The organism is Mesorhizobium sp. M0960, from assembly GCF_040319055.1.
Classification (GTDB): Bacteria; Pseudomonadota; Alphaproteobacteria; order Rhizobiales; family Rhizobiaceae; genus Mesorhizobium.
This window is the reverse complement of sequence record NZ_JAMYNN010000020.1, coordinates 100,069-106,124: the sequence shown is the minus strand read 5'-3', so window position 1 is coordinate 106,124 and position 6,056 is coordinate 100,069. Positions and strand designations below refer to the sequence as shown.

At 60.9% G+C, this 6,056-nt stretch carries 5 protein-coding genes and 1 pseudogene; 3 read left to right on the top strand and 3 right to left on the bottom strand.

Going from position 1 to position 6,056, the window contains the following annotated elements:
• From NKH63_RS26615 to NKH63_RS26605, 3 genes and pseudogenes are all read left to right on the top strand, one after another.
• Positions 1 to 211 (top strand): hypothetical protein (locus tag NKH63_RS26615; RefSeq protein WP_352919413.1); only part of this gene is annotated, 211 nt, incomplete at its 5' end.
• Between the two features lie 707 nt (positions 212 to 918).
• Positions 919 to 1,539, top strand: coding sequence for a nitrogen fixation protein NifQ (locus tag NKH63_RS26610; protein WP_352842913.1), 621 nt, complete (start codon positions 919 to 921; stop codon positions 1,537 to 1,539).
• A gap of 145 nt (positions 1,540 to 1,684) precedes the next feature.
• A pseudogene (locus NKH63_RS26605) lies at positions 1,685 to 2,459 on the top strand (ABC transporter permease); the annotation flags it as partial.
• Between the two features lie 235 nt (positions 2,460 to 2,694).
• Here the strand turns inward: NKH63_RS26605 and NKH63_RS26600 are convergent.
• The 3 genes from NKH63_RS26600 to NKH63_RS26590 form a co-directional block, all read right to left on the bottom strand.
• A complete protein-coding gene (locus NKH63_RS26600; protein WP_352919410.1) occupies positions 2,695 to 3,912 on the bottom strand; it encodes an MFS transporter in 1,218 nt (405 codons plus the stop codon).
• 57 nt (positions 3,913 to 3,969) lie between these two features.
• A complete protein-coding gene (rpoN, locus tag NKH63_RS26595) occupies positions 3,970 to 5,406 on the bottom strand; it encodes an RNA polymerase factor sigma-54 (RefSeq protein WP_352919407.1) in 1,437 nt (478 codons plus the stop codon).
• A 69-nt stretch (positions 5,407 to 5,475) separates the two neighbouring features.
• Positions 5,476 to 6,009, bottom strand: coding sequence for a peroxiredoxin (locus NKH63_RS26590; protein WP_352456996.1), 534 nt, complete (start codon positions 6,007 to 6,009; stop codon positions 5,476 to 5,478).
• Positions 6,010 to 6,056 lie beyond the last annotated feature (47 nt).

Below are 6,056 nucleotides of genomic sequence, written 5' to 3'. Positions count from 1 at the left end.
TGACATGTCGACTCTCGAGACACACGACAGGGAAGCCCTCGTCGACCAGGTGTCCGCCGATCCACTCCGATGTCGCACCGGCTTCCAAGCCAACGCGAACGAGATCGTCCCGCCATCGCTGAAGTGCAGCCGTCACAGCATCCGGGTCACCGAGCACCTTTCCCTGCCACAGCATCTCGCCGGTCTCGGCGATAACGCAAATAGCAAATAGCTACAGCGTCGAGTGAAGTATCCAGTCCTGCATAAACGCTCATGCCGATCTCCTCTTGCCAGGTCGGCTCTGAGCATCAGACAAACGCCATGATCCGAAAAGGGGCCAGGCGTTCAGCGAGCTGAACCGAATACTCCATCTCTTCAGAGAAGCGGCTACGTTTCATGTCCTGGTCCTCTCGATGGGCCAGAACGAACTTCAAACCGGATTAGATCAGAGGGGCAAGGTCAGTTCGACCTTGACGGGCAGACCGTGAGCGGCCGCAGCATGAGACCGGATAAGTTTTTACAAAGCCGATGTCGATACCGAGAGTCATCGGCCCGGCAGGATCGCGACATGAGCCGTTTGCGATCGAGAGCTGCGATGTTGCACTTCCCCAGATGTCTTTGGGGCATATCGAGGGCTGCTCCCTTGGAGCCGCGAGGGGACTTGCCTACCTCGCACATGTCGTCGATATGGAGGTCGATGAGTTCGCCGAAAGTTTTCAGGCGCGCTATACGGGACTCGGTCGGCGTGAATCCTCAGTCTGCGACGGCGAGGATACGTTTCGACGGCGAGGTCGATCGCATGATCATGGTTCTCCACCATTGCCGGCCTGTGCATTGGCTGCGGAGCGCGCCCGCTTCTGCCCGAAGAACTGCCCGACCCATGTTGCGGCCGACCCGGTCGCTGCATGACTTGATAGGACACACCAGGAGAACGGCACCATGTTTGCCCAACACTATGCCCGGCTCAGCACTGGCCAATGGCCGCAGATCGAGCTGGAGAGGAGGTTCGACCAGCATGTGCTTGCCTGTGTGCTTTCAAGTGCGCTCGAGGAGATCGAGGCCGGCGAGGCGACGGCGACGGAGGCAACCGGCCTTTCGCGCGCCGAGCTGCGCGATGTCCTGGCCCGCTGTTTCCCTGCTATTCCTATCAACGCGTTTGCCTTGGAAGAGGTGAGCGAGCCCGAGCCGGATCTGGAGGAAGAACTTCTGCGCGGACTGCTGCTGGCGCATGCCCGGCCGGGCGACCCGGCGAGCGCCCGCTTCGCCAAGATCATCGCCCGGCGTGCCATGCGCAATGACCATCTCTGGCAGGACCTTGGCCTTTTTAATCGAACCGACCTCGGCCGCCTGCTCGCCTTGCATTTTCCGACGCTGGCGGCCGGCAACACCCAAAACATGAAATGGAAGAAATACTTTTACCGCAAGCTCTGCGAGGCCGAAGGTTTTTCGCTGTGCAGCGCGCCCAGTTGCCGGGAATGCAATGATTTCGAAAGCTGCTTCGGCCCGGAGGAAGGCGAAAGCCGCCTCACACGGATCAAGAACGGCATCGCCTCGGATTGAGAGCCGCTTTCGTCAGTCGTACCCCCCCAGCGCTCGCGCCGCGCCATATGTCTCTTGTCGAATGTCGACGGACGCCTTCGAGGATTTCAATGCTGTGCCTGCTGTCCGATTGCTCGCGATGCTCGCTTCGGCGGGCGCCGTCATCATGGCGGTGCAGGACCCGACCCGCACCATCGCCGCCGAGCAACTGGTGTTCTCCGGGCCGTTGCTGCTCGCCTGCCTAGCCGGGCTCTATTCGGAGCGGGCCGGCGTCTTCGACACCGGGATCGAGGGCAAGATGCTGGCCGGCGCCTTTGCGGCGCCTCGGCGGCCGCGGCTACAGGCTCGGCCCGGCTCGGCCTAGGCGCCGCCGTAGCCACCGCCGTGGATCTTTCGCGCCAGTGCACGGTTTCGCCTGGATCACCCATCGCGGCGGCCAGATTGTCTTCGGCGTCGCCATCAATTTCATCGCTGCCGGCTCCACCATCATTCTCGGTCAGGCCTGGTCTCGGCAGGGCCCGCGCGCCGGCGCTCTCTGAAGACTCGCGTTTCGAGGCGATCGTTGTGCCCAGCGCCAAAGCGGTGCGCGGCGTGCCGGTGCTCGGGCCGGTTATTCCGAGCTGATCTACGGGCCGTTCGCTGCTGGTCTATGTCGCGTCCCCGATGGTGCCTGGTTGGTGCTGTTTCGCACCCGCTTCGGCCTCGGGCTTCGCGCGGTCGGCGAAAATCCGGCCGCCGTTGATACTTGGTATTTCGGTGATTTGGCTGCGCTGTCGTGCGGCATCTTCACCGGCGTTCTGACGGGCATGGCCGGCGCGTAGCTGTCGCTCCCCCAGAATGCCGGCTTCGTGAAGGATATGACCGCCAGCAAGGGTTCCATCGCGCTGGCAGCGCTCATCGTCGCCAGATGGAAATCGGTGCCGGTGAGGTTCGCCTGTCTGGCGGCGAAGGTCGCCATGGCCCGGAGGTGAAGCCGGCGAGGCGCTGACGCTGGTCCATGCGAGATCGGAGGCCGACACGGAACAGGCTGCCGCGGCGGCGATCCAGTCGGCCTATACGCTCGGCGAAACGAAGCCTGCAACCGCCAAAGTCATCATGCGGAGGATCGCGCCGCGCCGTGCATGCGATTGCATCTCTCGTCCCGCTGCGCTGCTGAGGCCTCTTTTGTCAGGCGGTCTAGGTTTCGCGCTTCGGGCCGAGCAGGAACACTGTCAGGGCGGCGAGGAACGTGGCAACAGCACTGTAGGCAATGGCACTGGCAATCCCGGCATTGTCCACCAATAGTCCGCCGAAAATCGCGCCGGCTGCGATTGCCACTTGGAACGCTACGACCATCAGCACACCGGCGCTTTCGGCCTGCTCGGGAACGGCGCGCCGCACCATCCACGTCTGCAATCCCACTGGCACCGCGCCGAAGGCAAAGCCCCACGCGGCAACCGCAATCGCCGAGCCCGAGGCCGATGCTCCCGCCGTCAGCAGCGAAACAGCGGCTATCGCTATGAGCAGCGGGGCAAGGGCCGCGACTGCCTTGAGACTGTACTCGGCCAGAAGCCCGCCGGCCAAATTGCCGAAGAATCCGCCGATGCCAAAAGCAAGCAACACAAGCGAGATCGTGTCGACATCCAGCGCGGGAACCTTCTCGAGGAAGGCGCGGATATAGGTGATTCCGGCGAAGTGGCCGGAAGCGACCAGCAGGACGACCAAAAGCGCGACCTTGACCATCGGAATCTTGGCCACATCCAGCAGGCTGCGGAAGCTAGCCACTCCGACCGGAGGCAGCCTCGGAATGGTTATGAGTTGCACCAGCAGTGTAGCGGCGCCGAAGGCTGCGGCGAGCATGAAGGCGCTTCGCCATCCCCAAATATCGCCGACATAAGCGCCGATTGGAGCTGCGCAAACGGTAGCGACGGAAACGCCGGTGAGGATGATCGACATCGCGCGCGGCAGGAGGTGGCTTGGAACGAGCCGCATCGCCAGGGATGCCGACATCGACCAAAAGCCTCCGAGCGCTATGCCGAGCACGACGCGTGCAGTCAGGAGAACCGCCAGCGACCACGCGCCGGCCGCCAGAACGTCCGACAGGATCAGCAGCAGCGTCATCGCCCACATGACGATCCTGCGGTCCAGGCGCTTTGCGATGATGGCCACCGTCGGCGCCGAGATCGCCCCGACGATAGCGGTCGCCGTCATCGCCTGTCCAGCCGCACCCTCGGTGACACCGAGATCATGCGCGAGGGGCGTGAGCAGGCTGACAGGCAGAAACTCTGCCGTCACCAACCCGAAGGTGCCCAAGGAAAGCGAAATGACCGCACCCCATGCGGGACCAGACGGTTGGTCGGGCTTTTCTGGGTCGTGCAGAACAGCGTCCATGACGCCTGCTGCGGATTGGGTCATGAACGAAGTCTCCACTTTGATGCAATGCAACGTGATGTTGGCTGCCTTGACCCAAATCTAAAAACACAAGCGCATTTCCCGGCGGCGTTGCACGGAGGAGGGGATGTTCATTGCTTCGCGATATTTTGTGACGGTGCGGCGCGCAACATCGATGCCGGTTTCCTTCAGCCGGACAGCGATGTCCTCATCGGAAAGCACGTCGCCGGGAGATTCTGCGGCAATGATCGCTTTGATCCGATGCCGGACAGCTTCGGCGGAGTGCGCATCGCCGCCTTGGCAGGACGCGATCGCGACGGTGAAAAAATACTTCAGTTCAAAGACTCCGCGCGGGGTAAGCATGTACTTGTTCGAGGTCACCCGGCTTACCGTCGACTCGTGCACGCCGATCGCGTCAGCGACGGTTCTAAGATTGAGAGGCCGCAGGTGGGCGACGCCATGTTCCAAAAAGGCATCCTGCTGACGCACGATTTCAGCCGCAACCTTAACAATGGTCTTGGCGCGCTGATCGAGGCTGCGGATTAGCCAGGTCGCGTTTTGCAAGCATTCGTCGAGAAATGCTTTATCTTTCGAATTTTGGGGAGTTTGACGCGAGACTTCGGCATAGTAGCTTTGGTTGATCAGCAGCTTTGGCAGCGTGGCAGGATCAAGTTCGATCTGCCACCCGCCTTGCGGCGAGGGCGTGACCCAGACGTCGGGTATGATTGATTCAGACGCACCGGATTGGAATCGGTTCCCAGGCTTGGGATCGAGCGCCCGAATCTCATGCATCATGTCGAGAAGGTCTTCTTCATCGACGCCGCAATGCTGCTTCAGTGCCTCAAAATCGCGTCGCGCAAGCATTTCAAGATTGGCAACCAAGGATGCCATTGCCGGGTCGAGCCGATTTCGCTGGCGCAACTGAATCTCGAGGCATTCTCTGAGACTTCGCGCAAAAACTCCCGGTGGATCAAATTGCTGCAAGGTTCCGAGAACCCGTTCCACAACAGCCTCATGGACATTCAGGCTCTCGGCCAGCTCCAAAAGGTTTGCCCGAAGATAGCCAGCATCTTCCAGATCGGCGGCAAGCTGGCCAGCGATCAGCCGCTCCTGTGGTGTGAACGCAGTGAGGGCGATCTGACGAGCGACATGGTCGTGCAATGTTTCGGCGAGGGTGGCAAACTCGTCGAGGGAAGGGCCATTGCCCGGCGGGTTGTTGGTCGTGTTGCCGAGTGATTTCCATTGCCCGAGCCGTTCAGGCGACCCTGCCCCGGTCGGTCCTTCAACGGCGTTTGCGCCAGGGCCGACAGGCTGATCCGCTCCCGAAATCGAGACGTCGTCAAAAGGCCCGCCATCGCTTGATGCAGATTCCAAAAGCGGGTTCTTCTCGATTTCCCCCTCCACGAACTGATGCAGTTCAGTATGCGCCAGTTGCAGCAGGCGAATCGACTCAATGAGTTGAGGCGATGCGACCATGGATTGCTTCTGGCGCTGAAGCAGGCTTGCTGAGGATTGCATGGTGAGCGCGAAAATCCTGTCGAGGAGCCTCTTGGGGCCGGCAATGGCACCACTGAGACGTATTCTAGGTCATGCGGCGGCTTTCAGCGTTTCGAGAACGTTTTGCGGGGACGAGACGCCATAGGGGTCGGCCTCGCAGTTGTCGGAGAAACCTTCCTCCTCGAACCAATGCTCCACCACGCCATTGTTGATCAGGGCGGCGTAGCGCCAGGAGCGCATCCCGAAGCCGAGATTGTCCTTGGCGACCAGCATGCCCATTTTGCGTGTGAACTCGCCTGAGCCATCGGGGATGAGCTCGACCTGCTTCAGACCCAAGGACTTCCCCCACGCATTCATGACGAAGGCGTCGTTGACTGAGAGGCAGTAAATCGCGTCAATTCCCTCCTTCTCAAACTCATCATAGAGCTCTTCGAACTGGGGCAATTGGTAGGTCGAGCAGGTCGGCGTGAAGGCGCCAGGCAGCGAGAACAGGATGACCCGCTTGCCGGCAAAGTAGTCGTCAGATGTCTTTTCTTGCCAGCGATATGGATTTGGCCCCTGGACTGACTTATCGTGAACACGCGTGAGAAAGGTGACGAAGGGAACTTTCTTTTGAACTGTCATCAAGTTGCTCCTAAAGAAGAAAACTGGCGCTGAATTCTGGCAGAGGC

Bases quoted from the DNA above. Each gene is read 5' to 3' on its own strand.
- NKH63_RS26610 (WP_352842913.1), top strand. From the start codon at position 919: ATGTTTGCCCAACACTATGCCCGGCTCAGCACTGGCCAATGGCCGCAG.
- NKH63_RS26600 (WP_352919410.1), bottom strand. From the start codon at position 3,912: ATGACCCAATCCGCAGCAGGCGTCATGGACGCTGTTCTGCACGACCCA.
- rpoN (WP_352919407.1), bottom strand. From the start codon at position 5,406: ATGCAATCCTCAGCAAGCCTGCTTCAGCGCCAGAAGCAATCCATGGTC.
- NKH63_RS26590 (WP_352456996.1), bottom strand. From the start codon at position 6,009: ATGACAGTTCAAAAGAAAGTTCCCTTCGTCACCTTTCTCACGCGTGTT.